The sequence below is a fragment of the Desulfoluna butyratoxydans genome (assembly GCF_900699765.1).
GTDB classification, from domain to species: Bacteria; Desulfobacterota; Desulfobacteria; order Desulfobacterales; family Desulfolunaceae; genus Desulfoluna; species Desulfoluna butyratoxydans.
The window spans coordinates 741,975-767,087 of sequence record NZ_CAADHO010000003.1 but is presented as its reverse complement, the minus strand read 5'-3'; the positions used below and the strand labels follow the sequence as shown (position 1 = coordinate 767,087).

The window sequence follows — 25,113 nt, the reverse complement described above, 5'->3', positions numbered from 1 at the left end:
CATTTTTTCCTTCTCTTTGACCATAGAGTTCATAACCGAATCGCGGGTACTATTTCTACCAAAAAAATTATCTGTTTTTCAACATCCCCGGATGATGGCCTTCATCTTCGGGTTCTTCGGCGTGACAGACGGTGCAAGTGATGCGCCCGATGACGCCGGGTTCGCCCATGTATGCGATGGCCTGGTTGTTGGTGCCCTTGCGGGATGCGGGGAGCAGTTCATGGGCCCTGCTGTGGCAGGCAGCGCAGGAGAGGGCCTCCATCTCGTCTTTCATGGCGCTGAACCGCTCATCCGGGGATGAGGTCATGGAGGCGGTGGCGCCTTCCGAAGGTGGTTCAAAGTCTTGATGGCAGGAGAGGCAGTCGGGAAGCTGGGCGTGGGCCTGCCGTGGGGAAACCGTCTCCAGGGTGGCTTGCAGGGGTGCCTTTAAAGGAACGGCTTCGGCGGCACGCTGATCCTTGAGAAGTCGGGCCGTATGAACCGTGAGGGTGCCGTGACACCGGGTGCAGTCAAGGGGCTCCCTGTGACGACCGGAGAAAAAAGCGGGGACATACTCTGGGCCGCTGTCGTGGCAGAAGCGGCAGGAGGCCTCGCCTTTGTCGGCCATGTAGGGGTTGTGCCAGCCGTGGAGGGCAGCCGAAGGTGAGGGACGGTTTCCACTGTGGCAGCTTCGGCAGGTTATGGACATGCCTTTCGCGGCCCGTGTCGCCAGAGACGTTCCGCTGTTTTTGTCGTGGGCGGCCAGGATCTGCGCGGCGGTCTCTTCTCCAATGCCCGCCGGGTCCGGGGAACCTCCGTGGCAATGATAGCAGCCCCGGGGGGCATCGGGTTCTGGGGGCAACAGGACAGTGTTCAGCTCCTGGCCGTCAGCGGTGGCCGTCACCAGGCAGGAGTCGTTGAAGCGCCCCTGCCCTGCTTCGGCCACCCAGGTACCGAGGTCATCGTCGAAAGCCATGGGATAGGCATCCCCACCCGAGGTCACGGAGAGTTCGGCCCCGTCAAGGACCACCTCCGGGAAATCCCCGGGCATCACCATGGCAGCCTGGATGCGCTGGGGCACGGGTTTTGCCGAGACAAAGAGGGGGCTTTGCAGACGCCCGTTGCCCTGGGTCCGGCGCCAGGCCAGAAGCACAGGCTCTTTTCGGGTCCGGGGCTCGGGTAGGGGAGACGAAACGGTTGAAGCCCCTTGCGGCGTTGCCGCTTCTGTATGTGGGCCGTGGAGCCCCTGGGTCAGCCAGTCTGCCAGGAGCTGGCGTTCCCGGGCATCCCCAAAAAACGGGGGCATGTAAGTGTGAAGCACACCCTGGCCTGCCAGGGCCTGGCCCAAACCCTGGGGGGTGTAGCGCTCGGTGAGGGGCCGGATGTCGTTGATGGGGCCCCCCACGCTGTGGCAGGAAAGACACTGGGCTTTGAAGAGGTTCCGGCCGGTGAGCTGGTCGCCGGCAAGCCAGGGGGAGCGGCTTCGGAGCCCGCTTTGGTTCAGCTCGCCTGCATGTTGGGGCGAGAGGTTGTTGGCGTAGAGCACCCCGGGGATGATCCAGGGTTTGCGGGCGTGCTCCCGCACCATCTCAAACAGGCCCATGTGGAGCAGCCCCAGGGCCAGAACACCCAAGGCAAGGGGCTTTCTTAAGCCCCGGTGTTTCAGAAGCCACATGCAGGCGGCAAGGGCCATGATGATAAGAGTCAGGCCGCTGAACCCAGAAATAAGGCCGGGAACGGCGGCGGCAAATTCGTAGCGTCCCTGGAGGTGGGCCTCGGGCACCCAGGCAAGGTAGAGGCGCCCTGAGCCGAGTACGGCAAGCCCCATGCCCACCACCCAGAGGGTGTAAAAGCCCAGCACCTCTTCCCGCACCTCTTCATCCTTTGAAAAAGCTGCAGTGACAAACCCGAAAAGCCCTGCGGCCCAGATCGCCAGAAAGGTCCGAAACAGGGTGGAGGGCCAGAAGCTGGGGTTAAAGAAGGCGTCCGTGAACCGGCCGGTGGCGGCCCAGGCCCCGGGGGTGAGCATGAAGCTGATCACCCCGTTGATGATGAAAAGAGAGAGCCAGGCCGCCCCGAAATAGATCCACCCCACCCGGAGATGGTCTGTGGGCGACAGGGAGTCGAAGCGATACCAGTAGATAAGAAGGGCCGTGATCTCCACAGAGAAGAAGACCCACTCGGCTGCCCAGGCAAAAAGAAACACCTCGATGAGCTTGCCCGTGGCATCCGGGCTCAGGATGCCGATGGTAAACCAGATGGCCACCCCGGAGAGGCCGCCGAAGACCATGGTGAGCAGGAGGAAAAACTTCGTGTGCCCTTTCACATAGGCCAGAAGGGGCGCACTTTCGCGTTTTCGCGCCCGGGCTTCGGTGAGCACCAGAAAGAGCCCTCCCCCCACGGCAAAATGAGCCACGTAGACATGGGTCACGGCGATGACGGCGATAAGAAGGCCTCCGCCCCCTGCAAAAAAGTCGAGTACCGGGTAGCTCATGCCTCACCTCCTTTGCCGAGAAGGCCCAGCATGTATACAAAGGCAGCGCCCCCCGTAAGCAGGGCCAGGGCAAACATCCAAAACGAACCGTAGTCGGCGGGCCCTGTTGTGGTGACGGGCGCCAAAAAACCGGTGCGCACCTGTTCGCGGTAGCAGATCATGAGGGTCAGGTTCCCCAGGGCCCAGGCGGCGCAGGCCTTTAGACGCCCTGCAAGAAGAAGCCCTGCCAGAACAAGGGCCGAGGCCACCAAAAGATAAACTGAGAGCGCGCCGCTCTCCGCCCCCTGCCTCACGGCCTCGGGCAGGGAGACAAAATGGGAAAGGCCCGTTGCCGCCAACAAGATAAAAAAACCTACCCCCAGATAAAGCCCCGGGCGCCCGTTCAAAGAGCCCGCCTTGCCCAGTAACCGGCTGAGGAGCAGGGCATGGAACAGGGCCGCCAGCACAACGTGCCCCCATCGCAGCAGGGTGTCTGCCCCGCCCGCAAAAAGAATCCAGCCGTGGGGGGAGTCCGCATACCGTTCCCACTGATCAGGCTTTGCCATGAGGTCGATATTGCAGACAAAGACAAAGGAGACAAAAAGGAGAAGCAGGGCCACGGCAACGGCGGCCCCTGCCCGGGCATTGGAGGCGGTTCCGGGGGAGATGGCCAGGTACGAAAGGGCGTAGGCGGCCATGACCACCACCGGCACGCCGATCCACCATCCGGCCATGAGGATGGAACTGGTGTAGATAAAGTGGGCGAAAAGGGCCTGACAGAAGAGCAGAGGTGCAACCCCTGTGTTGACGGCAAAGGCCGTCCACACAGGCAGGCGGGGCGCCTCCGGTGCCTCGCCTTTGCCGCTGAAAAAACCGGCGGCATAGATGAGGGCGCCTCCCAGAAGAAGGGTCATGACCGCCACGTGGGCGGTGAGGGTTGCAAGGTGAAGTCCCCGAACGATCCAGGCAGGGACGGGCAAGGCGACGCCACCGGCGTGCAGGCTCTCAAGTACCATGGTCTCTCCCCCATCAGTTTTTGCATAAAAAAAGCCTCCGGCGGCCCTGCCGGGGGCCAAACATTTATAGCGTTTGACAAACAGGTCTTACGAACGAGTCATCCCCTCCCGTCCAACGGGAGCCTTGAATGTTAACCGCTCAAAGGGGTCTATTTCTGCGCCTGCTGGTGCCAATACGCCTCCACCGGACAGGTTTCTTTTTGGCCCTGATCATCGTTTCAACCATCAGCGTATTTTCATCACCATTTCGATCCCCTTGATCCCTGGAGTGCGGCGCTCCGTTTCAGTGCGTCTCGCTTTGTGTGATGAACCGTTAACATATATGAAAAGCTATCTGCGTCTACTGGTGGAACTGCCCTAACCCGGATATTTCATGAGAAAACGGCCAGACCGAGGTAATAGAGTGTTAATAGAGGCTGTTCTCGTGAAATATCCGGGCTAACCTGGCCGCCGGAGGCAACTGAATAGCTACAAAAAAACCGCAGCGCGTGGCACTGCGGTTTTTCGTTCTTAAAATTGTCTACCCTTTGGCGTGGCAGTCAAAACACTTGACGGGGCCACTTGGGTTTCCGGCTTTTGCCGTCGTGCGATGGCATGCGCGGCAATTGTTCATCACCTGTTTTTTCTTCAGGCCATTATCGGCGATGAGCCGATGGATGGCGCCGGTTTCCTGGGGAAACATCCCATGGCAGGTGTTGCAGTCCCCCAGGGTTGCCTGATGGTTCCAATGCGGGAAGGCCACCTCTCCGTATTTCCCCTCCACAGGCAGAACAAGGGACTCACTCCCCTGTCCGGCAAACGCGCAGCATACACCAACCAGCAGAACGGCTGCCAGCACACTCCCAACCCTTCTCATCCTCGCTCCTTCCAATGCCTCCGCATCAAATCCGCTCGTCGGGTCGTTTGTCTCCGATGTTCTGGGTGTAGTCGATGTTGTCCACAAACGTGCATTTTTCCTTGCACGCCGGACACTCCTCAGGGGGCTCCTTGTCTTTCAGGCTGTAGCCACATGCCGTGCATTTCCAGCTTTTTTCCATGGGTCATCCTCCCTTTGTAACGGGTGGGATACTGATGCGGGGGACAGCCAGGCGGCGTCCCCCGCCAAAGGTCACGGCCGCCTACTTCTTCCAGAGGCCGTGGAGGTTACAGTACTCCCGGGCGGTGACGGTGTCTGCGTCGATCATGAAGGTCGCCTCAGGGGCGTCACCGGGGTTCAGGTACTGGCGGTAGACCTTGCCGTCGGCAAGGATCTCGATCCACTGAATGTAATGGGCGTCCAGCATGGGGTGGGCCACTTCGCCTACGACCACGCGAAAGCCACCGGCGATTTTTTCAACCACGGGGACATGCTTTTCAACGGCAGCGTCTTCGGTATTTTCCGTAAGCAGGGCCATGTCCTGACCACAGCAGACGGGGATGGGTCCGCCCCCCACCATCACTTCAACGATATTTCCACACAAATCACATTTAAAAATCTGGTTTCGTTCAATCATAGTGTCCTCCATAAAAGATGGGCATAAGCAGTCCGCCGTCTTGCGGATGCTTGTCGGGGTCACCGTTGCGGTGACGGGTACGCAGGTCGTATTCCCAAGATATGTGGAAGAAATTCTATATTAAATTCCGTTGATTTTCAATTGAAATAGATGGAAATGCCTTGGCCGGCCCCCCTGGCTGAGGGACCTTTATTTGAGCGTATAATAGTACGATTCGCCCTTGTACCGGGACTTCAGCTTCACCTCACGCATACCCACCTTTTTGCCCGAGATGGTCCGATAGTTGTCCGTGCCCTTCCACACCCAGCTCTCGGATTCTGCAAAAAAGTAAAAGATGCTGTTGGGGCTGCGGGTCATAATCCCCTTTTCCCCTGGGGTGTATTTGGCCCAGGATCGGGTCACCCAGTCTCCGTCCGTGTCCTTGATGCGCACGGCTACCATGACGGTCTCGCTCGTGGTGTTGTGGAACCCGATGTGGTACAGCCCCTTGTTTTCAAGGATCGTGGCCAGGTTGGTGTAGGCCTCATGGGTCTTTTTCACGGCCTCCTCCCCTGCCAGGATCAGGGTGGGGATCATCTCGGTGAGGTCACTGCTGTCCCGGTACCCCTCGGCCATGGCCAGGGCGGTCTGGCCTTTGTTGTTTGTGGGAGAAAGGGCGACGTCCAAGGCCAGGAGTTTCTGGATATGTCCCCAGCACTGATTCTCAATGGCCACCATGAGAGGAGTATGCCCGTCGCCGGTTCGCCGGTTTTTATCGGCTCCGTGCTTGATGAGGTACTCGGTCTCCTCCTCGGAAGAGAATCGGTTTCTCACGGTGTGGTGCAGGGCGGTGTACCCGTCCTCGTCCGGGGCGTCGATACGCGCACCGGCCCCAAGGAGGCTGTCGACCTTGCCCATGCCGTCGTAACAGACCGTTCGGCTTAAGGGGGTACGGCCGTTTTCGTCCCGGATTTCGGTGTCGCAACCGATGGCCAAAAGGGCATCAAGCATGGCGTTGCCGTGTTTGTAGTGGGCCGCAATGTGGAGGAACCCGTCGCCTTCGCTGTTTTTCTCTTCGGTATCAAGGTCCGGGGCCTTCCCCAGGAGTCGAACCATGGCCGTGTCATCCATCTTCACGGCAAGGGCCAGGGGGGACATGCCGCCTGACGGCTTGGTGTTGACGGACGCCCCAGAGGCCATGGCCGCCTCCACTCCGGAAAGGTCCCCGGCCAGGACCAGCCCGTCCAAAGTGGGCTTGCCCTTGTTTTCCGGCAGGTTATCCAAAAGAGTGAGGGTCTCCATGGAGCCGTTGAGGGGAAAGCGCACCTGCATCTTTTCGCCGAAAACGCTCACCAGGTCAAACTGGATAAAACTGCCTTGTTTCAAAGCGGCAAAATCCTCGGGGCCCAGGGGAAAAAAGGGCTGCCGTGGGTCCCCGATAAATGACGGACGCCGCTCTTTGGCCCGGACAAAGGCTGCAAAGGGTGTATCGTCCACAAAGACCCCGGTGAGCTCCCTGATAAATCCTTTTTGGGCGGATTCGGGATTTGCCTTTTCCCACATGGGATAAAGCCGGGGCCGAAAGGAGAGCCAGGGCATCCCCTTGAGAAAGGAGACCTCCAGCAGGTGGGTGCCGAAGACATCCCCTTCAGCGTCCTTGGCACGATACATGGCCACCGCCACACGGGTCTTGGCTGCTGTCTCGCCTTCTTTGACCTCCGGCTTCCAGGACTTCCAGGCGGCGTCGGGCACCGTAAACACAGCAGTTGACCGGCTCCGCTCTTTTCGGTAGCAGCCAAGGGTTAGGGACGGCGTGGCCTTGTCCCGGTTGCGGATGTCCAGCTGCACCACATAATAAGCGTCTTTGGATTCTAAGCGTGCGTGGCGAAAGAGGACGCGCACGCCACCGTCAATGGTTTCTTCCCTGTGGTAAAACGCCAGGCCTTTGTGGATGGCCTTCACCACGTCCCGGTCGGCACCGTCCCAGGTCTCGGGCAGGTGGAGGAACGCTTCCTCCCGTCCCACCGTGCAGGAGAGCTTCAAGCCCGTGGACTCGAAAAATTCACGGGCCTCAAACCGGGCCTCTTCGTTCTCCTCGTCCAGGACAAGGTCTGAAAACGCCCCGCCCTCTTCAATGGTGGAAAAATCCTGGCTCAAATGGATATCAAACACAGGGGCCATGACACCGGCCAGGCGTTCGGCCTTCTCCTGGCCGGTCAAATCCCCGGGCGGGGCGGAAAGGCAAAGGGCCGGAAAACAGACCAACAGGCACAACAGACAGACAACGAGGCTGACACGTCTCATAGGGGGCTCCATGAATTTTTTCAATAGGGTCCGAAACAAGGCACATACGAGGGATCACCATATCACGTTCCCCGCCACAGGGCTTGTAATGTATCGCACACACAAGGGAAGACTTGTCAGGGCCAACGCATGTAACAATTCAGTTGCCTCCGGCGGGTCGCTTTTTGAAAAAAGCTCCGCAAAAACGTTTCGGTAAAAACGAAACCTGTTTGTCAAACTTTTCAAAAGTTTGGCCCCCGGCAGGGCTGCCGGAGGCAAAATCTAAATGCGTTTGCCCCGGAAGGCTTGCCATTTGCCATGGCTTGGTGTAAATTCCCGATCTTCAATTTAAGAAGAAGCCCCCGGCCGGTGCACAAGTTCCCTTGCGCACCGGTTTTTTGTGATAAGGCCTGCGGCACGTCCCCCAGGGCAGCCCCGCGCCTATGTTTCGAGGTGAAGCGTATGACGTCTGTGGTATTCGGACTGGATTTTGGAACCAGCAACTCGGCCCTTTCGGCCAATGTCGACGGCAAGGTCTCAATGATCGACATCGACCGGTACAACGAAACCGGCAACACCTTGAAATCGGTCATCTACTACGATGACGAAGAACGCCAGTTCTTCTCCGGCCAGGAGGCGGTGAACCAGTACATTGAAAACGACGCCTTCGGCCGCTACATCCAGTCCATCAAAAGCTTTTTACCCGACGCCAGCTTTGAAAAAACCGAGGTGGGCAACAAGACCTACACCCTGGAGCAGCTCATCGGCATGATCCTGCGCACCATCCGGGAGCGTGGCGAAAAAGCCGTGGGCAAACCCGCCGACAGCCTGGTGCTGGGACGCCCGGTGGTCTTTTCCGAAGACCCAGAGTGCGAGGAACTGGCCAACCGCAGGCTCTTAAAGGCCGCAGAGCTGGCCGGGTTTACGGACGTGCGTTTCCAGCTGGAGCCCATTGCAGCGGCCCTTGCCTACGAGAACACTCTGGCAGACGGCGAGGAAAAAACCGTGCTGGTCGGTGACTTCGGGGGCGGTACCTCGGATTTTACCATCATCAGGGCCAGGGGCGGCAACACCGGAAAAAACAAAAACCGGCGCGACGACGTGCTGGGCCTGGGCGGAGTCTACATCGGCGGCGACACCTTTGACTCGGCCATCATGTGGCACAAGGTGGCCCCCTATTTCGGCAAAGAAGTACGGGTCAAGGCCCTCTACGACGACTTCACCCTGCCCGTCTCGTCCCTGATTCTCTCCAAGCTCAAGCAATGGCACCAGATCCCCCACCTGAGGCACCCGAAGATCGAGGCCATTTTGAAAGACATCCGCCACCGGGCGGACAATCCCCGGCTCATCGAAAACCTCCAGAACCTCATCGAGGACAACTACGGCTATTTGCTTTTCCGGGCCATCGAAAAGACCAAATGCAGCCTCTCCACGGACGAGTCCGCCCTGATCCGGTTCAAGGAAGGTCAGCTGGCCATCTCCGAGCCCCTTGCCCGCGGCGAGTTTGATGAAATCATCCACGGGGACGTGGAAAAAATCGAGGCCTGCGTGGATTCCGTCATGGCCCAGGCAGGCCTCGGCCCCGACGACATCGACACCGTCTTCCTCACCGGGGGGTCCTCCCATATCCTCAAGATCCGGGACCTCTTCGTGCGCCGCTTCGGCACCCAAAAAATCGACAGCCAGGACGCCTTTACAAGCGTTGCCTACGGTTTGGGGTGCAGCAGTTACCTCACAGCAAATTAGGGCCGATGACACACAGCCACCGGGAGCGATAACCGGAGGAGCGTAGGATGGGCAAAGGCAAGCCAGCACCCGTTGGGATTACGACGCCTTTGGTGCCGTGCCCATCACGTGTACCAAAAAGCGTCTGTGGGGTGGGAAGCTACGGGTTCTCCGTGAAAAAGATGGGCACGCTCCGCTTTGCCCATCCTACGGGTGGCACTCGGCAAAAGAGGATAACAACCCGGGGGGCGTAGGATGGGCAAAGGCAAGGCCGCACCTGTTGGAATTACGACGCCTTTGGTGCCGTGCCCATCACGTGTGCCAAAAAGCGTCTGTGGGGTGGGAAGCTACGGGGTCTCCGTGAAAAAGATGGGCACGCTCCGCTTTGCCCATCCTACGGGTGGCACCCGGCAAATAAGGATAATAACCCGGGGGGCGTGGGATGGGCAAAGGCAAGCCAGCACCTGTTGGGATTACGACGCCTTTGGTGCCGTGCCCATCACGTGTGCCGAAAAGGGTCTGTGGGGTGGGAAGCTACGGGGTCTCCGTGAAAAAGATGGGCACGCTCCGCTTTGCCCATCCTACGGGTGGCACTCGGCAAAAGAGGATAACAACCCGGGGGGCGTAGGATGGGCAAAGGCAAGGCCGCACCTGTTGGAATTACGACGCCTTTGGTGCCGTGCCCATCACGTGTGCCAAAAAGCGTCTGTGGGGTGGGAAGCTACGGGGTCTCCGTGAAAAAGATGGGCACGCTCCGCTTTGCCCATCCTACGGGTGGCACCCGGCAAATAAGGATAATAACCCGGGGGGCGTGGGATGGGCAAAGGCAAGCCAGCACCTGTTGGGATTACGACGCCTTTGGTGCCGTGCCCATCACGTGTGCCGAAAAGGGTCTGTGGGGTGGGAAGCTACGGGGTCTCCGTGAAAAAGATGGGCACGCTCCGCTTTGCCCATCCTACGGACGACACACCACGACCGGGGTGATAACCTTTTTTTTTCCGTGTGCCCACGAAATGCCTTGACTTCAAAGAGCCCCCCATGTAGTGTCTGCCTCGTTGTTGCGGGATGGAGCAGTCTGGTAGCTCGTCGGGCTCATAACCCGAAGGTCAGTGGTTCAAATCCGCTTCCCGCTACCACTAAAAAATACAAAGGCCCGGAAGGTTATTCTTCCGGGCTTTTTTTGTTCTTATCAATCCCCCTACACCAGCCGATACACCCCGCGGGACGGACACGTCACCCACCCTTTTTGTTTCATCTGATACAAGGTGTTGCGCACTTTCTGGGGCTCCATCTTCGAGGCGGTGATCATCTCGGCCACGGGCACGCCGTTCGTCTTTTTTTGCAAGAGGGTTGCCAGCTTCTTCATGGGGGCGGTCATGCCGTCGGGCAGCGTGGTCTTTTTGGCCGGACGTTTTTTGGGAGCGGTCTTTTTCCCGGATGCGGCCTTCAGTTTTTTGACCCTGGCCCCGGCCTTGGCCGCTGCTGTTTTTTTGCTCGCTGCCGGAAGAGCCTCTTCATCGCCTAAATCGATGCCAAAAAGATCCGAGAGCCCTTCGGTCTTTTTAAGGGCCTTGTCGCTCTTTTTCACGGCTTTGCGACGCAGGGCACCCCTGGCCCGGGTCATCTTTTCGGTGATGAGCTCCTGCAATTCCACCTTTCTGAGCAGAAACAGAAGGGAAGGGTCCTCGTCCAGGCGAGCCCCCACCCCGTAGAGGCAGGCGGCCACGTGCTTGCACATGGAGGCGCTGTCCGGGCAGCTGCAGGTAAAGGAGATCTCTTTGGGGGTGGGAAAAAGCCCTTTGCCCTTCTGGGTGAGCAGTTCCCCTACAGCCTTGGGCATGCGCCCTGCCATGAGGTCCTGCACCGAGTCCATGGTGCCCACGGCGGCCTCCTTCAGGGCCAGCCAGTTCGGCACGGAGATGGCCCGGATGCGGACGCTCACTTTATAAGGGTAAGGCTCGCTGCCGATGACCAGGGCCGTCACCTTGCCGGCCTCAACCTTTAGGTCCAGAACCGCCCCGTGCCGCACGTAGCTCCTGCCCCTTCCCAGGCGGTTGGCGTAATCGGCGTACCCTTCCAGGTTTTGGTTCCACGCCTTGCCCCACCAGCTCGACGCCAGGGCCTTTCCCTGGATAACCACAGGGGAGATATCCGGGTGTTTGCGCTTCAGCTGCTTGAGTTTCTTTTCGGCCTTGGCCCGTTTCTCGGCCACCGACACGTATTTTGGAAATCCGTAGTATCCCATGGGGACCCCTTGTGTAATTATTCACGTCACTGTTGCCTCCGGCATCCCTGCCGGGGGCTAAACTTTTAAAAAGTTTAATAAACAGGCTTCAAGAACAATTTCGGTTTCATCACATTCGCAACCTGCTTTCGAGGTGGCACACCTCGCCGCCAGAGGCATTGTTTTTGTTTTTCCTGAGCCCTCTTGACCCTGCGTTAGCCATAGAAGGCAAGCTGAGTAGCTGCCTTGTACCCATTTTGTTCAGATTACGATGCCAATGTAAAAAGTTCCACCAGCTCCTCGCGGGACATTTCCGTCACCAGGGCCTCGCCCGATGGAGAGACCACCTGGTCGGCCAGATCGCGCTTGGATTCGAGCATGGCATCGATTTTCTCTTCCACGGTGCCTTTGGTAACAAAGGTGTGCACCACCACCTTTTTGGTCTGGCCGATGCGGAAGGCTCTGTCCGTGGCCTGGTTCTCCACGGCCGGGTTCCACCACCGGTCGAAGTGGACCACGTGGTTGGCCCGGGTAAGGTTGAGACCCACGCCCCCGGCTTTGAGGGAGAGCACCATAAAGGGGCAGTAGGCATCGGCCTGGAAGGTGTCGATGAGCTCGGCCCGCCTGCCCACGGGCACCCCGCCGTGGAGCACCAGGCCCGGATGGCCGAAGACCCCTTCCAGAAAGGCCCGAAGGGGTTCGGTCATCTCTTTGAACTGGGTAAAGACCAGCACCCGCTCCCGCCTCTCCAGGATGGTCTCGCAGATCTCACGGAGCCGCTGGAACTTGCCGCTCTCGCTCTCCTTAAAGGCCCCCTCGCCCACGTACTGGTCCGGGTGGTTGCAGAGCTGCTTGAATTTCATCAGGGAGGAGAGCACCAAACCCCGCTTGGCGATGCCCGTGGCTGTCTCCAGGCGATGGGCCAGATCCGCCACGCCTTTGCGGTAGAACACCACCTGTTTTTTGGAAAGACCTGCGTAGCTCTTCATCACCACCTTGTCGGGAAGATCCGAGATAATGGAAGTGTCGGTCTTGAGGCGGCGCAGGACAAAGGGGGAGATGAGCTTTCTCAGCCGGGCGTAGCCCTCGGGGTCTGATTTCAGGCTTTTGGAAAACTCGGCAAACTCGGTGCGCGTGCCCAAAAGGCCGGGGTTCAAAAAATCAAAGAGGGACCAGAGATCCCCCAGGCGGTTCTCCACCGGGGTACCGGTCATGGCCACGCGCTGACGGGCGTTGAGCTCTTTGACGGACCGGGTCTGACGGGTGGCCGGGTTCTTTATGGCCTGGGCCTCGTCTAAAATCAGGCAGTCCCAGGCGTGCTCTTTGAGCCAGGCATACTTCTGCACCAGGGTGTAGGTGGTGATCACAAGATCCAGGCCGTGGAAATCATCCGGCCCTTCTGCTGCCAGCCGTTTTTTCTCGGCTGCCAGGGTGCGGCCCTCCTGCGCGGTCACGTAATCGGGGTGGGCCGTGAACACCCGGAGGTCCGGGGCAAAGGTGCGGATCTCGTTCAGCCAGTTGGTGACAAGGGATGCTGGAAGCACCAGAAGGGACGGCCCGGTTTTCTCTTTTCGGCTGCACAAAAATGCCAGGAGCTGGACCGTCTTGCCCAGGCCCATGTCATCGGCAAGACAGGCGCCGAAGGCAAGCTGATCCAGAAACCCCAGCCAGTTCAACCCCTGCTGCTGGTAGCCCCTCAAGGTGGCTTTAAACCCTTTCGTCACCGAAGTTTCCGGGGCCCGAGCAGGATGTTCCAGCCTTGCCAGGGTGGCGTCCAGCCACTCCCCCCGGGAGACCTCGCAGGGCACCTGGCCCAGGGCATCGCCCAGGAGGCTGTCGGGGCGAAGCTGGAGGCGCATGGCCTCGGACATGGTGAGCCCCCTCTCCACGAGGCCCCGGGCACGCTCGCAGGCATCAATGGCCTGGGCCAGCCTGGCATGATCCACGGCCACCCAGCGATTTTTCAAGAAAGCCAGGCCTTCGCTCTCCAAAAGGATCTCCCGGGCCTCCTCCTCGGTGAGGGCAAGCTCTCCCATCATGATGCCCGGCGAAAAGGCAAGGAGCGCCCCCTTCCCTACCATGGGCGGGGCCTTGTCCCCCAGGGAGAGGCGAACCCCCACGCGGGACGACGACGGCTTCCACCAGTCCGGGATGCGGCAGATCACCCCGCAGGATTCGCACAAGGGGACCTCTTTTAAAAACGCGAAAGCCTCGTCCGGCCCCCAGGCCAGGGGATAAAAGAGCTCCCCGCTGTCCACGAGGTCCGCCACCAGCTCGCTTTTGTCCGACGCCCGGTAGACGGTTGTCAGAAGGGAGACCAGGGCCTCGTCCTCGAACTCATCCAACGCGCGGGACATGGGCAAATGACGGGTGCCGTTTTCACCGGCCTGGGAATAGGTGGCCATAAAGGCAAAGGGGGCGTCGCCGTTGCGGTTCTCCACCAGGTGGAAAAAGACCCGGCCGGCAAGGTGAATCCCGGGGTTGAGGGTCGCAAACAACTCTGCCACGCTCCCATCATGGGAAGCCATCAGGGAGGAAAAACCGGCTTCCAGCTCGTCCCACATGGACGCCAGCAGGCCCTCGTTTACCCGGTCCGCCCCCACCATCATGGGCACAGAGGCCAGATGGGCGGCCATGCGATGGGCCTCTGCGGGCACCCGGGCCGCTTCGCGAAGCGTCTCCAGATCGGAAAGGCGCACCAGCCCTCCCACATAGTCTTTGGCCACGGCAGCCCCCCAGGAAAGGGAGGGATCGGCCCCGGCCGGGACCTCAAGGCACCCCAGTGTAAAGAGCCAGCTCTCCTTTGCCTCCTCAAAGCGCCGGTAAAGGTCCTTCTGGAACCGTTCCACGGCTTTGGGGACAGATCGTTTCGCCTCGGCCCACTCCAGGAGAAGCCCCCCGTCGGGCATGACAGCCAGTGTTAAAATCGAACCCATCGTTATCGCTACCACCCAGATTTCCTGTCATCGTTCCCAGGTGAAACATCTCCTTATATAAAGGCTGTTTCGCCGTGCCTCATTCCATGACGGCCACTTTATTTTCAAGGCCCCTCACGGGTCAACTGTTTTTGCCACAAAACACAAAAGGCGAAGAGCATCCCTTCGCCCCTCGCCTTTCGCTTTTTTACCCTTCAGCCTTTAGCCTTTAAGCCTCCCCCTTACATCACACCTTAAACCGCCCCACCAGCTCCCCGAGCTCGTCGGCAAGGCCTTTGAGCTCTTCGGCGTTGGTGTTGACCTTGGCGCTCACCTCGGTCATCTCGCCTGCGGTATGGTTGACCTCGGCAATCTCCCGGGCCATGTCCCGGGACACGCAGGAGCTCTCCTGCACCTTCTCGGTCATGGCCTGGATACCGGAGGAGGTCTGGTTGACGTTACCCGAGATCTCCACGGTGGTGGCGGACTGCTCCTCAATGGCCGCGGCGATGGTGATGACGATCTGGTTGACGCTGTCGATGACCCCTGCGATGGCGTCTATCTCGTTCACCGTGTCGTCGGTGGAGGCCTGGACCCCGCCGATGCGCTCCTTGATCTCCTGGCTGGAGGCGGCGGTCTGCCGTGCCAACTCTTTAATCTCGTCGGCCACCACGGCAAAGCCCTTGCCAGCCTCTCCTGCCCGCGCCGCCTCAATGGTGGCGTTCAGGGCCAGCAGATTGATCTGCTCGGAGATCTCGGCGATGGCCTCGGTGACCTTGCCGATTTCCAGGGCTGCCTCACCTAACGCCCCGACCTTCTCTTTGGTTCGCCTGGCCTGGGTGACGGCCTCCCCGGTGATGGTTCGGGCCGACTCGGAGTTCTGGGCGATCTCTCCGATGGTGGAGGTCATCTCCTCGGTGGCCGAGGCCATGGAGTTGATGGCTGAGGCGGACTGCACGGTCTCCCTGGAGACATCTTCCATGTTGGCGCTCATCTGCTCGGCGGCCGCGGCCACGGCGTGGGACTTCCCGGAGGTGGCTTCGGCCCCGCCTGCCATCTGGGCTGCCAGGGCCGTCAGGCCATCGGAGGAGAGGGCCAGGGTGCCGGAATTGGCAGCCACCTCTCCGATCATGGCCTGGAGCCTGGACACAAAGGCGTTGAACCAGTGGGCCATGTCCCCCAGCTCATCGTTGCTTGAAACGGAGAGGCGCTGGGTGAGGTCCCCTTCCCCTTCGGCGATGTCCCGCAGCATGGCGCTGGCCTGTCGCAACGGGGTGGTGATGGACACGATGAGAAACGCGGCTGCCCCCACGGCCAGGCCCAGTCCCAGAGCGATAAACAACGCGATGACGAGCTTGCCCCTGGCGGCCGTGTCCGCAAAATCATTCCCGGCTTCCGAGGCCATGGCACCCATCTTATCCGAGAGTTCTTCGATGACGTCCCGGGCATCGCTGCCCACCGTTGCCTCCAGAAGGTCTTCCGCCACATACCCGTCCCAATGCGCCATGTAGCCCTGCACCGCGATTTTCATGGGTTCGGTGGCCGAGGGAAGCCCCGTGAGTTCAGAAAGCAGCGCATTGACCCTGTCCGCAGAGCCATCGCCCACGATGTAGTAAAGAACGGCCAGACGCGCCTCGTTGAGCAGGGCTCCCACCCGGTCAATCTCCTGAAGCTTTTGAAAGCCGTCGCCGATGACCCCGCCCAGCTCTTTCCCGGCGGTATCGATGTCATCCACGTACACCCCGGCGCAGATCACGATGTCCCAGGGCTTGAAGTATTTGGCCACCGTCACCTTGGGAAACACCGCCTCCCCCATGCCCGGTTTGGTGAAATGGTACTCGGTGACCGAAACCCCATCTTTTACAGCCCCGTCCACGGAGGTCACCACAAAGGCCTTGCCGGTCTTGGGGTCGGTGATCTTGGAGTAATCCATGCCTTCCAGGGCGCGGTTGCCCCCGTGGGTGACCAGGGTGTACGAGGAGTCCACAACAAAAAAGTAGTTGTTGCCGTCAAAACGCATGTTGCGGATCATGTTCAGGGCCTCTTTTTTGGGGCGCCCGGAAATGAGCATGTTTTCCACGGCCCCGTGGGCAACGTCCACGAGGTTTCGCACCGAAGAAAAGGCCATTTTTTTAAGATAATACGAGCTGCTCTCCAGCACCTCCTTCCGGATGGCCCCCTGTGCGGCCACGGCCTCACCGGTGACCACGGCGTGGACCTCCCCGGCACTCTTCTGGAGCTCTAGGAGCAGGGCCTCCTTGGTCTCCTTGGCCTTCTTCAGGGACGCAAGGTGGGTGACGTAGGCATCCCCTCCGTCCTTGAGCTTTCTGACCGCTTCGGTCTGGCCGAGGGCCTCCTCAAGGCCGCACACCTTTTCTCCGGTGCTTTCGATTCCCCTGCTCAGGGCATCGTACTGTTCGGGCCGTCCCTCTGCCGTATAGGCGCTCTGCTTACCGCTCAGGGCATTCATGGCCACATCCAGCTCCAGGGTCATGCTCCCTTCACGAGCCTTGTGGATCACCCGGTTCAGACTGAAATACCCCGTGAGACCCACCAGCAGCAGCACCCCGACAACCAGCGTAAACCCTGCCATCAACTTCTTCTTAAGCCCGACTGTCTCAAACATCCATGATCCTCCATTGCAGCGTTCCCAAGGTGGGTTGTCGGCGACGGCGCATCACCGGTCTCCTGATGCCCCTGTCAATGCGAGCACTCCGCACTGAACAACCGTTCAGGCACCACAACATCGATCACAGAATAAACAAAACGGGGACAGTACACACTGCGTCGTCGTCAACAAACCCGTCGTATGTCTCTCTTATCGGCATCGCGCCGCAAAACTTAATACTTCCCCTTAAAAACAAACAACACCAAAAACCGGGAAATCCCCCTGTAATTCCTTTATGTTTTCTGAGAGGTATCACGTATTCGCGTGCATTTCCCCGTATGTCGCACAAGTAAACCCCGTCTTATTCAGGCCACATACAACACCCCCATGCCCCATCGCACCCTTTACCCAAACGCAAAAAAGCCCCCGGTTAAAAACCGGGGGCTTTTTTAAAAAAAACAGACCAGGGCGCTGCATGCGTATATGGGTGAGAAAATCGCATCAGAGGCCTTCCGGAGCCCTGGCGGCATCCGGAAAAGACACGAGCGGTCCTTGAAGTCTGTCTCTTTCAAACCATGGTACATAAAAGAAGATGCCGCCCAGGCGACACCTCCTTTACGGTTTGGTATCGCAACGGATCAGAGGATCCGGTTGGTCTTGAGCAGGGGCATGGGGTTCACCAGGTGGCGGCGCGCCCACTTTTCGGCTTTCTCCTCCCCTGAGGCAAATCCGGCCAGCTCGGGGATAAAAAAGACGGGGAGCCTGTTCTTGGCGGTGCCGCGCATCTCCAGGTTCACCTGGCACAGGGGACAGAAGGTCACCACGCAGTTGGCCTTGGCCTGGTTGGCCTGCTCCAGGATGCGGTCCACAAGGCGGTCGGCCAGGTCCGGCCGGGAGACGGCCAGGTGGGACCCGCAGCAGCGGCTGGAAGCGCCCCAGTCCTGCACCTTGGCCCCGGTGTTTTCAACGAACTTGATGATGCTGGACTCGTAGGTCTTGAGGTCGAAGCCGGTGACACGCTCGGGGCGGGACATGAGGCAGCCGTAGTAGATGACGGCGTTGAGCCCTTCCAGGGAGTGGTTCATCCGGTCTTTGAAGATGGCTTCGTCCCCGGGCTCCAGGGCCTCAAGGAAAAAGCGCACCCTTACCTCGCCGGTGTACCGGGTGCCGTAGGCCTGAAACAGCTTGTCGCGAAGGGACTCGTCGTTGGCCAGCTTGTGCATGGACTCCTTGAGTCGGATGTAACAGCTGGGGCACACCACATACAGGTCTTCCACCCCCTGTTTCTGGGCAAGGATCAGGTTGCGGCCGGACAGCAGGGTGGCGTACTCGGGATTGACGCTGTGGGCGGGTGAAGCGCCGCAACAGTTCCAGTCCTTGAGTTCCTCCACCCACATCCCGGCCATTTTGGCCATCTGGAACAGGGCATCGGCAAAGTCCCTGGAGCTGGCCGTCAGAGAACAGCCCGGGTAGATACAGATCCGTCTTTTCCCTACGGGAATCGTGCGCTTAACCGCCTTAGACATGACACACCTCATTGAGCTTTTTCATGTCCACGCGCTTGTGGATACGCTCGGGCAGAAGGCTCAAGCGCCCTGAAAACATAAACTTCATATAGTTGGGAATATCCCGTAAGGCAGGCAGGGATTTCATGCGGTAGCGCGCCATGAAGCCCAGCTCGTAGAGCCTGCCGTAGCGCTTGACCTGACCGAGAAACTCCTGATGAAATGCAACGACTTCGGGCTCCCTGACCTCCGCCTTTTCTTCAAGGGCGATCTGGCGCAGGGTATCCATCATTTCCGGAAGACTGATCCCGTTGGGGCATTCGGACACACAGGCAAGGCATCCGACGCAGAGCCAGACTGAGCGGCTCTCCAGGACCTCTTGCTTCAAACCCAGCTGGACCATGCGAATGATTTCGTTGGGCAGGTAATCCATCTCCTCAGCCATGGGACATCCACCCGAACAGCTGCGACATTGAAAGCAGGAGCTGAACATCTGTCCACTTCTTTCCGTGACTTCATTCATGAAGCCCGCCTCTATACGAATGGGTTCTGTACTGTTCATCGTTGCTGACCTCTTTTCCCGAAACATCATGCCAGGCACGACCCCCCGAGTATCTGGCAGCACCCGGGACCCTTGCCCCGACAGTGCTCGTATTTTTATCCGAATGCTCCATTGAAACGCCCAAGGGCGATTTCCCATCTCGACCGGGAACACCGGACCTGTGATTCTCAACCCAACAAAGCGCCCCGAAGCGTCACCTGCGGGGACCGGCCGAACGGAGCCGGCACCTTGCATTGGATTGTCCCTTCCTTGCAGGCTGACAAAGGCCCGCATCCAACATGTTCAGCAGCTTATCCCTTTCCCCGGGGCCGGTGTCACGAAACGAAAATCGTCGCGAAATACCGTCTCCGAAGCTTCCCGTCGGAATAAGGCGCTGGTGGGCATTTCTGCCCGAATTCGACCCTTCGCCCTGATTTCAGAACGAACTCCACCTCTCGGTGCATCGTCGATGCATCGCATACGAAGGATCACTTTTTTTTGTTCTGGTCTTTTCAGTCGTCCGTCTTCGGTGACGTCGGAACCGCCTCCCCACGCCCTTCCCAAAGCGTGGAGGAGAGTTTCCCCACCGGATATATCAAGACAAAAAAAGCCCGCAGAAGGAATCGTCACTCTTAAGTCCCTTCAGCAAGCTTCATCGCCTTTACAGCGCCACACATCGTTGTGAGCGTTACTGCTTGTAGAGAAGGTCTTTTATCACGGTTTACGCATAGAATTCAAGCCTTTTCTATGGTCATACCTCTATTTTTTCTTTCAATCCATGGAGTCATGCCGCCCCCGCACAGGAGACAAAGTCATCCGGTTCGCAAAAGCGGCACAACACGGTCCATGGTGCCTGATGCGGGGGAAACCCAGCCCGCCGCCCAGGCCGTCGACAGCTACCTATGCCCTGCGTCTACTTGCTGTAGTCGTAAAAGCCGCGCCCGCTCTTTCGACCCAGCCAGCCCGCACGCACATACTTCTTGAGCAGGGTGTGGGCACGGTATTTGGGATCGCCTGTTTCAACCGTCAGGACATCCATGATGGCCAGGCAGACATCCAGACCGATGAGGTCACCCAGGGCCAGGGGCCCCATGGGGTGGTTCGCTCCGAGCTTCATGGCGCTGTCGATGTCCTCAACAGAGGCCACGCCCTCGGCGTAGATCCCGATGGCTTCGTTGATCATGGGGATCAGGATGCGGTTCACCACAAACCCGGGAGCTTCGGCAACCTCCACGGGGGTCTTGCCGATCTTTTCGGTCACCTCCTTGATGATGGCATAGGTCTCATCGGAGGTGGTCATGCCCCGGATGATCTCCACCAGCTTCATGATGGTGGCGGGGTTGAAAAAATGCATCCCGATAACTTTATCGGGCCTTCCTGTGGCCGAGGCGACCTCGGTAATGGAAAGGGACGAGGTGTTGGTGGCAAAGATGGTCTCTGCCGGGCAGACCCCGTCCAACTCCTTGAAGATCGCCTTCTTGATCTCCATGTTCTCCACGGCCGCTTCCACGATGAGGCCGCAGGAGGCGGCGTCCGCGATATCCACGGAACCCGTCACCCTGGAGAGCACTTCGTCTTTGAAAGAGGCCTCGATCTTGCCCTTGGACACCAGGCGATCAAGGCGCTTGGTCATGCCTGCGAGTCCCTTGGCGACGGCCTCTTCGTTGATATCCCTCAAAACCACGTCAAAGTTTTTCTGTGCAAAAGCCTGAGCAATTTCTGCGCCCATGGTACCGGCGCCAATAACCATAATCTTCATAATCTCACCCAATTTCTAAATCGAATAATTGTGTCACCGGAAATTGAACCACCGACTGCGATATTTCAGTGCGAACTGTCCGGGTCAGATCACGTGTTCGTAAGGCTGTGGCCCCCACCCCTTGCGCCAGGTCCCCTAAAGGACCCGTCGCTCGGAGCGGGGGGCCAAGCTTCTCCTGCCGGGCTAACCGGGGGTGCCTGCGTCAACACACCCGATCCCAACACGAACGTATGACTTGTTACGATTCAATCACCATGGCCATGCCCATGCCGCCACCGATACACATGGAGATCAGGCCCGTGGACAGGCCCTCCCTCTTCATGAGGTTCATACCGGTGACCATCTGACGGGCGCCTGTGCACCCGATGGGGTGCCCGAGAGAGATCCCGCTGCCCAGCTGGTTGGGCTTTTCAATGGGGATGTTCAGCTCTCTCATGCAGGCGATGGCCTGGGAAGCAAATGCTTCGTTGAGTTCAATCATGTCAATATCGGCAATGCCCATGTTCAGGCGGCCGAGAGCCTTTCTTACGGCGGGGATGGGTCCTAAGCCCATGTACGCCGGGTCGAGGCCGCCGGAGGCAAATCCCTTGATTTTGACGATGGGGGTGAGCCCCAGTTCCTTGGCTTTCTCCTCGCTCATGACGAGGACGGCAGCCGCGCCGTCGTTGATGCCCGAGGCGTTGCCTGCGGTGACCGTGCCGTCCTTCTTGAAGGCGGGGCGCATCTTGGAGAGAATCTCCATGGACGTCTCCATGGGTCGTTCATCCACATTGAAGATGGTATCTCCTTTGCGGGACTTGATCACGATGTCTGTGATCTCATCTTTGAAGACCCCGTCCGTGATGGCCTTGCGGGCACGGTTATGGGAGAGAAGAGCAAGCTCATCCTGCTCTTTACGGGTGATCCCGTATTTCTCCACAATATTTTCAGCAGTAATCCCCATGTGGTAGCCGTAAAAAATCTCATACAGCCCGTCAAAGACCATGAGGTCGGTTACTTCACCGACACCGGTGAGTTCCATGCGGTGTCCCCAGCGAGCCTTGGGAAGAGCCAGGGGGGCGTTGCTCATGGACTCCATGCCACCGGCCATGACCACATCGGCCTGACCGGTCATGATGGACTGGGCGGCAAGGGCGATGGCCTTAAGGCCTGAACCGCACACCTTGTTCAGGGAGAAGGTGGGAATCTCCTTGGGAAATCCGGCGCGAATCATGGCCTGGCGTGCAGGGTTCTGCCCCTGGGCGGCCTGGAGCACGTTGCCCATGATCACTTCGTCCACCTCTACGGGAATGGCACCCTCGTCCCAGTCACACCCTTTGGCTTCCAGTTCGGTGAGCCCCTGATCCTTCAGCGCATCAGGACAACAGGCTCGCATCTCATCACTGGCAACCGGACGAAGCCCCGCCTTCTTGAACAGGTCTTTCATGACCGCGGCTCCGAGGTCGGCAACCTTGACACTCTTAAGACCGGCACCGAAGGTCCCTACGGCAGAACGCGCTCCACAAACAATCACTGCGTTTTTCATAAATCTCACTCACTCCTTACATGGCCCCCCACCGCTCTCGCGGAATTTGAGGGAAAAGCCATCGATGGATCCGCACCGGCTGCCAAACCAAGTGACGCATGCGCCCTGCTGCTTTCGCCGGCACGTGGGAGTCCGGAAAACAAAAGCGCCAGTGCACATCACCGTGTACGAATGATTCTATGCCTCGCATCCACACGGGCCGTCCAAGGGGGCCATGGTGCGGATATCTGTCCGGGACGCTCCGTTGCATCCCGAACCACCCGTGCGCCCTGGCCCGACAATCGGCTGGGGAGCAGCTCCTCCCCGCCGGGTACCTTCTGGGGTGTTCCCCCCGGCCGACGCACGTGCATTACAGTCCTGTGGTCAAAGCAATTGTTGTGCCATATCAGCCCACCTTCCTTCCCCGGGTTGTGTTATCAATTACTTAACGCGATTATCCATAGAATACACGAATTCCCCGTCATCAAGGCCCTGTAGCGACGGCGACACCACGGGTCAACCCATCGATACCACAGAGCAATCCTCACAATGGCACCGACATACCAGTAAAATCAGCGAATTCCTGTGGTATCCTTCCCTGTCCTGTGGTAAAACCCGATGATTCTTCGAAAAACGTCACCCCCTGCCCCGCGGGGGGAACCGGCGCCTCCGGGAAGGTGCATCACCCCGGAAAAAGAGGCGATACCAGGCAGTTACCCCCGACCAGGGCATCGGAACAGGAAAAAGAGCTTTACACTGTATCAAAAATGCGACATATAGCATCCATGATACACCCAAAAGTGTCGTAAAAAAGATACAGATGGGATCCGGCAGCGATCCCCACAAGGTTTGAAAGGCCTATGCAACGCGATAACGACCGAATCATTGAAGAGCTCCAGGAAGAGATCGACCACTACCAGCTGATTTTCGATTACACCTACGGTGCCACCGTGGTGGTGGACCCGGACGGCTACATCATCGATATCAACAAGCCCTATCTGGATTTTCTGGACGTTTCCTACGATGCCATCATCGGGACCCACTGCACGAAAATTCTGGGGGATTCCCGCCTGCATATCGTCGCCCAGACCGGCAAAGCCGAGATGAACCAGGTGCAGACCATCAACAACCAGCAGGTTTTGGCCCGGCGCATCCCCGTCAAGCGAGACGGCAAAGTGGTGGCCGCCGTGGGACAGGTCATCTTCGAGGACATCCGCCAGATCGCAAGCCTGGCCCGCAAATACTCCCTTCTGGAGTCCAAGGTAAAGCACTACGAACAGGAGCTTCGTCACCTGCGCTCCACCCGCTACTCCTTTGACAGCATCGTGGGGGAGAGCAAGCCCATGCACCGCATTAAAAAAGAGGCCTTGACCGCCACATCCAACAGCTTCCCCGTGCTCATCACTGGGGAGAGCGGCACCGGCAAAGAGATCTTTGCCCAGGCTATCCACCATGAGAGCAGGCGAAGCGTCCACCCTTTTATACGCATCAACTGCGCGGCCATCCCCCGGGAGCTCATGGAGTCCGAACTTTTTGGCTACGAAAAAGGGGCCTTTACCGGAGCCCGCAACGACGGCAAGCCCGGTAAGTTCGAGATGGCCCACCGGGGCACCATTTTCCTTGACGAGATCGGGGAGCTGCCCCTTGAGATGCAGCCCAAGCTGCTGCGGGTCTTAGAGGAGAAAGAGTTCGAGCGCGTGGGGGGAACCCGGGTGATCCGCTCGGACTTCCGGCTCATCGCCGCCACCAACCGCAACCTGGCCCAGATGGTCAGCGACGGGAGCTTCCGAAGCGATCTCTACTACCGCATCAACGTCATCCACCTGCATCTGCCCCCCTTGCGGAAGCGACGTGAAGACATCCCCCTGCTCAGCCGCCACCTGCTGGCCATCATCGCGGACAAGGAAGGTCTCCACGGCGTGAACCTCTCGCCGGATGCTGAGAAGCTCCTGTCCGGCTACACCTGGCCGGGCAACGTGCGGGAACTCTCCAACTGCCTGGAACGCGCCGTGGCTTCCATGGCGGGAAGCGCCCTCACCGAGGACGACCTGCCCTTCTGCATGCAGCAGTACAGCGAGCGCAAAGAGACCCTGCGCCACTCATCCCTTAAAGAGGCCTTAAACGACGCGGAAAAGAACATCATCTCCGCCACCCTGCGGGAAGAGAGCTTTAACAAGGCAAAGGCCGCCCGGCGCCTGGGAATCCACCGCACCCTTCTCTACAAGAAAATCGACAAATACGGCATCATCGCCAAGAGCGCGTAAGGCCCTTTTCTGAAAACCACAGCCCGGATCATGGGCAGGAAACGGTGCCCGCAGGCACCCATCTTGCCCGCGGGCCGTGGCCACAGAGCCCTCCACGTGGCGACTCACCGGTTGACACGGCTTGAGCAAACAAGGTAGCCTGCCTTTTTTTACATTCGGTCTAAAACAGCCGCAAACCCGACTCCGGCAATTGAGGTGACAGATGGACACGACACAGGCAGGCACCGAGGATTTCCAACCCTCGCGGGAAGAGATGTGCGCCCTCTGGGCGCTGGTCAAAGAAGAGAGGCTCGATGAACTCACCGGCATGAAACGCTTCTATGCCGACATCATCCGGGATCACGGGGCGATGTTTGCCAAGGAGGTGGACGGGGTGGAGCACCCCGAGTCCCATGAGTACCAACCGGGCCAGGGCGTGAACCCCTACCTTCACATCCTCCTCCACGGCCTGGTGGGGGCCCAGGTGGTCCGCAAGGATCCCCTGGAAATCGTGGCCTTCACCAACGCCATGAAAAAGCAGGGGCTGGACGCCCATACCATCCAGCACCTGTTGTGCGCCGTCTTTTTCCCCTTGATCCTGGAGGGCAAAAGCCAGGGCGGAGAGCCGGACATGAAAAAATACAGCCGCCTGCTGAAAAAATACAAAACCAAGACCCCTGAAAAAATCCACGCGGACCTGAACAGGGAGTTTGTCCAGACCGTGTCCTGACCGATAAAAAAAAAGCCCCGCCTCCCTTGCAGCGGGTGGCGGGCCGATCTTCATATCACAAGCCGTCTCTCATCGTCTCCCCCGTTCAAGGGGGCATGGGGCCGGGCACATTCCTCGTACCCGCGGGCCTTTTTCA

16 protein-coding genes and 1 tRNA gene are annotated in these 25,113 nt (G+C 59.1%); 4 read left to right on the top strand and 13 right to left on the bottom strand.

Annotated features, from left to right (window positions below; all coding sequences use genetic code 11):
- Positions 1-67 precede the first annotated feature (67 nt).
- The 6 genes from MSL71_RS12100 to MSL71_RS12075 all read right to left on the bottom strand — a co-directional run bounded on the left by MSL71_RS12100 (position 68) and on the right by MSL71_RS12075 (position 7,244).
- Complete coding sequence (locus MSL71_RS12100) at positions 68-2,473, bottom strand: cytochrome ubiquinol oxidase subunit I (RefSeq protein ID WP_180140586.1); 2,406 nt, start codon at positions 2,471-2,473, stop codon at positions 68-70.
- Positions 2,470-3,468, bottom strand: a complete 999-nt coding sequence (locus MSL71_RS12095) for a hypothetical protein (protein ID WP_180140584.1) — start codon at positions 3,466-3,468, stop codon at positions 2,470-2,472. The genes MSL71_RS12100 and MSL71_RS12095 overlap by 4 nt, the downstream gene beginning before the upstream one ends.
- A gap of 520 nt (positions 3,469-3,988) precedes the next feature.
- On the bottom strand, positions 3,989-4,324 hold the full coding sequence (locus MSL71_RS12090) for a cytochrome c3 family protein (RefSeq protein ID WP_180140582.1): 336 nt from the start codon (positions 4,322-4,324) through the stop codon (positions 3,989-3,991).
- Positions 4,325-4,349: 25 nt separating this feature from the next.
- Positions 4,350-4,505: a rubredoxin-like domain-containing protein gene (locus MSL71_RS12085; RefSeq protein WP_175469652.1), complete on the bottom strand. Its 156-nt coding sequence runs from the start codon at positions 4,503-4,505 to the stop codon at positions 4,350-4,352.
- An 81-nt stretch (positions 4,506-4,586) separates the two neighbouring features.
- Positions 4,587-4,961, bottom strand: coding sequence for a desulfoferrodoxin (locus MSL71_RS12080; protein ID WP_180140580.1), 375 nt, complete (start codon positions 4,959-4,961; stop codon positions 4,587-4,589).
- A 189-nt stretch (positions 4,962-5,150) separates the two neighbouring features.
- Positions 5,151-7,244, bottom strand: a complete 2,094-nt coding sequence (locus MSL71_RS12075) for an ankyrin repeat domain-containing protein (RefSeq protein ID WP_180140578.1) — start codon at positions 7,242-7,244, stop codon at positions 5,151-5,153.
- A gap of 441 nt (positions 7,245-7,685) precedes the next feature.
- Here MSL71_RS12075 and MSL71_RS12070 point away from each other — a divergent pair, with 441 nt between their 5' ends.
- Together MSL71_RS12070 and MSL71_RS12065 are read left to right on the top strand one after the other, a co-directional pair.
- Positions 7,686-8,969 carry an Hsp70 family protein gene (locus tag MSL71_RS12070; protein ID WP_180140576.1) on the top strand — a complete coding sequence of 428 codons (1,284 nt, stop codon included), beginning with the start codon at positions 7,686-7,688 and terminating at the stop codon, positions 8,967-8,969.
- 1,038 nt (positions 8,970-10,007) lie between these two features.
- Positions 10,008-10,084 (top strand) — tRNA-Met (locus tag MSL71_RS12065).
- A gap of 62 nt (positions 10,085-10,146) precedes the next feature.
- Here the strand turns inward: MSL71_RS12065 and MSL71_RS12060 are convergent.
- The 7 genes from MSL71_RS12060 to MSL71_RS12030 all read right to left on the bottom strand — a co-directional run bounded on the left by MSL71_RS12060 (position 10,147) and on the right by MSL71_RS12030 (position 22,025).
- Positions 10,147-11,193 carry an SWIM zinc finger family protein gene (locus MSL71_RS12060; protein WP_180140574.1) on the bottom strand — a complete coding sequence of 349 codons (1,047 nt, stop codon included), beginning with the start codon at positions 11,191-11,193 and terminating at the stop codon, positions 10,147-10,149.
- Positions 11,194-11,438: 245 nt separating this feature from the next.
- Positions 11,439-14,123: a DEAD/DEAH box helicase gene (locus MSL71_RS12055; protein WP_246317775.1), complete on the bottom strand. Its 2,685-nt coding sequence runs from the start codon at positions 14,121-14,123 to the stop codon at positions 11,439-11,441.
- A gap of 211 nt (positions 14,124-14,334) precedes the next feature.
- Entirely contained in the window at positions 14,335-16,713 is a 2,379-nt protein-coding gene (locus tag MSL71_RS12050) for a methyl-accepting chemotaxis protein (RefSeq protein WP_180140572.1), read from the bottom strand.
- Between the two features lie 620 nt (positions 16,714-17,333).
- Positions 17,334-18,221, bottom strand: coding sequence for a CoB--CoM heterodisulfide reductase iron-sulfur subunit B family protein (locus MSL71_RS12045; RefSeq protein ID WP_180140570.1), 888 nt, complete (start codon positions 18,219-18,221; stop codon positions 17,334-17,336).
- Positions 18,214-18,693, bottom strand: a complete 480-nt coding sequence (locus tag MSL71_RS12040; RefSeq protein ID WP_281374487.1) for a 4Fe-4S dicluster domain-containing protein — start codon at positions 18,691-18,693, stop codon at positions 18,214-18,216. Before MSL71_RS12040 ends, MSL71_RS12045 begins: the two co-directional genes overlap by 8 nt.
- A gap of 961 nt (positions 18,694-19,654) precedes the next feature.
- Positions 19,655-20,500, bottom strand: a complete 846-nt coding sequence (locus MSL71_RS12035) for a 3-hydroxybutyryl-CoA dehydrogenase (protein ID WP_218951011.1) — start codon at positions 20,498-20,500, stop codon at positions 19,655-19,657.
- Positions 20,501-20,738: 238 nt separating this feature from the next.
- Positions 20,739-22,025 (bottom strand): thiolase family protein, encoded by a 1,287-nt coding sequence (locus MSL71_RS12030; RefSeq protein ID WP_180140566.1) that lies wholly within the window; start codon positions 22,023-22,025, stop codon positions 20,739-20,741.
- Positions 22,026-22,864: 839 nt separating this feature from the next.
- On the opposite strand from MSL71_RS12030, the gene MSL71_RS12025 reads away from it, so the two are divergent.
- Both MSL71_RS12025 and MSL71_RS12020 read left to right on the top strand, forming a co-directional pair.
- Positions 22,865-24,268, top strand: coding sequence for a sigma-54 interaction domain-containing protein (locus MSL71_RS12025; protein WP_180140564.1), 1,404 nt, complete (start codon positions 22,865-22,867; stop codon positions 24,266-24,268).
- A gap of 202 nt (positions 24,269-24,470) precedes the next feature.
- A complete protein-coding gene (locus MSL71_RS12020; protein ID WP_180140562.1) occupies positions 24,471-24,977 on the top strand; it encodes a DUF1841 family protein in 507 nt (168 codons plus the stop codon).
- Positions 24,978-25,113: the final 136 nt, after the last annotated feature.